Annotated in this window: 3 protein-coding genes; all 3 read left to right on the top strand. The window is 72.3% G+C overall.

The annotated features are described in order from the left end of the window. The coding region (locus G6018_RS09140; protein WP_182617737.1) for an iron ABC transporter permease at window positions 1-790 on the top strand (790 nt) is incomplete at its 5' end. Then, window positions 787-1,656: a heme ABC transporter ATP-binding protein gene (locus tag G6018_RS09135; RefSeq protein ID WP_182610083.1), complete on the top strand. Its 870-nt coding sequence runs from the start codon at window positions 787-789 to the stop codon at window positions 1,654-1,656. The genes G6018_RS09140 and G6018_RS09135, both read left to right, overlap by 4 nt. Beyond that, the coding region (locus G6018_RS09130; protein ID WP_206685261.1) for a hypothetical protein at window positions 1,653-2,282 on the top strand (630 nt) is incomplete at its 3' end. The genes G6018_RS09135 and G6018_RS09130, both read left to right, overlap by 4 nt.

The raw sequence follows: 2,282 nt of genomic DNA, 5'->3' as shown, positions 1-2,282 counted from the left end.
CGGGGCGCTCATGCAGGGCGCGTTCGGCAACCCGCTCGCCGAGCCCAGCGTGGTGGGGGTGTCCGCCGGGGCGGCCGTGGGCGCCGCGGCGGCGATCGTGTTCGGGCTGACCGCCTTCGGTGCCTGGACCAGCGTCGTCTGCGCTTTCGTCGCCGGCATCATCACCACCACCGCGGTGTACCTGTTCAGCCGGAGCAACGGCAGGACCGAGGTGGTCACGCTGGTCCTCACCGGCATCGCCGTGAACGCCGTCGCCGGAGCCGCGCTCGCGCTGCTCATGTTCCTCGGGGACACCCAGGCCCGCGAGGAGATCGTGTTCTGGCAACTGGGAAGCCTGAACGGCAGCCGGTGGGAGCACGTCCTGGTGGTGGCGCCTCTGGCGTTGCTCGGGCTGGTCCTGGCAGCGCGTCTGGCGCGACCTCTGGACCTGCTCGCGCTCGGAGAGCGCCCGGCCCGCCACCTGGGCGTCAACGTGGAGCGGTTGCGTGTCTTCTCGATCCTGCTGGTCGGCCTGCTCACGGCCGCTGCGGTGAGCTTCTGCGGCATCGTCGCGTTCGTCGGCCTGGTGGTGCCGCATCTCGTCCGCATGATCGCCGGGCCGGGCCACCGACTGCTGCTTCCGGCGTCGGCGCTGGGTGGTGCGGTGTGTCTGCTGGCGGCCGACCTGCTCGCCCGCACCGCCGTGAACTACGCGGAGCTGCCACTGGGGATGGTGACGGCCGCCGTCGGCGGACCGTTCTTCTTCTGGCTCCTCCACCGCACCCGTCGCACCGCAGGGGGCTGGGGATGAGCGTCACCGGGTCACGCGTACCGGTGCTGTCCGCCGAACGCGTCACGGTACGAATCGGTGGCCGGACCCTGCTCGACGCGGTCGACCTGGAGGTCTACGCAGGCGAGGTGCTGGCGCTGGTGGGCCCCAACGGTGCGGGCAAGTCCACGCTGCTCGGCGTGGTGGCGGGGGACACCGACCCGGACTCCGGCCGCACGGTGCTCGACGGCACCGATCTCCACCGGTGGCGTCTCGGCGACCTCGCCCGCCGCCGGGCCCTGCTCACCCAGGCCAACTCGGTCGCCTTCCCCTTCACCGTGCGGGAGATCGTCGCGATGGGGCGCGCCCCCTGGGCAGCGCTGCCCGAGGGGAACGACGACGAGGAGATCATCGAGGAGTCGTTGGCCGCCACCGACACCTCCTCGCTGCGGTCCCGGACCTTCCCGACCCTGTCCGGTGGAGAGAAGGCGCGCGCCTCACTGTCGAGGGCGCTCGCCCAGCGGGCCGGAGTGCTGCTCCTCGACGAACCCACCGCCGCGGTGGACCTGCGCCATCAGGAGATCGTCCTGGAGCTGGCCCGGACCGTGGCCGACGCCGGCGGGGCGGTGGTGGTGGTCCTGCACGACCTGGAGTTGGCCGCCGCGTGGTCCGACCGGCTCGTCATGATCTCCGGGGGTCGGATCCGTGCCGAGGGGCCACCCGACCGGGTCCTCACCGCCGAGCTGGTGGAAGAGGTCTATCAGCAGCCGGTTCTCGTCGACCGTCATCCCGTCACCGGGGACCTGTTGGTCACCCCGGATCGACGTCGATTCCGCACCGCCCGGACGCCGGCGGAGCCCGCGTTCCCGGCGACACTCGGGTCGGCCCTCGTCAAGGAGTTCACGTGATTCACACCCGGTCATCAACGATGCGGGCGTCCGCGATGCGGATGCTCGCCGTCCTGGTGCTGGCGCTGCTCGGTACGTCGGCGCTCGCCGTCCTCGCCGACGCGCCGGCGAACGCCGCCGCACGACTGACGGCGTCCAGCTCACTGGGCGGGGCGGTGGCGTCGACCTCGGGCCGGACCGGGTTCACCGTGTCGGGCTCGGGTTTCCAGGCCGTCGAGGGCGGATTCGGTGGCGTGTACATCGGCTTCGGGTGGGTCAACGGGTCAGGGTGGGGGCCGTCCCAGGGCGGCGCGACCGGCCGGACCTACGACTACGTCCCCGACGAGCAGTCGCGCAGTAACCAGGGCTTCCAGGCCTTTGTCGCCTTTCCCGGCTCGTCGACGTCGGGAGAAGCCCAGGCGACGATGGGGTCGGACGGGTCGTTCCGGGTGAACCTCACGGTCCCCGGCCCCACCTTCACCGGCGCCGGCGGCAAGAGCATCGACTGCACCAAGGTCACCTGCGGCTTCCTCACGTGGGGCGCGCACGGCGTGCGCAACGGCGCCAACGAGACGTTCACCCCGGTGACCTTCCGGGACGGGGAGGCGGCGCCCGCGGTCGAGCAGGCCCCGGCGGCGGGCGCGCCC

It is taken from the genome of Dietzia sp. DQ11-44, from assembly GCF_014145205.1.
Classification (GTDB): domain Bacteria; phylum Actinomycetota; class Actinomycetes; order Mycobacteriales; family Mycobacteriaceae; genus Dietzia; species Dietzia natronolimnaea.
The sequence above is the reverse complement of the archived record's forward strand: the minus strand, read 5'-3'. Positions and strand labels throughout refer to the sequence as shown.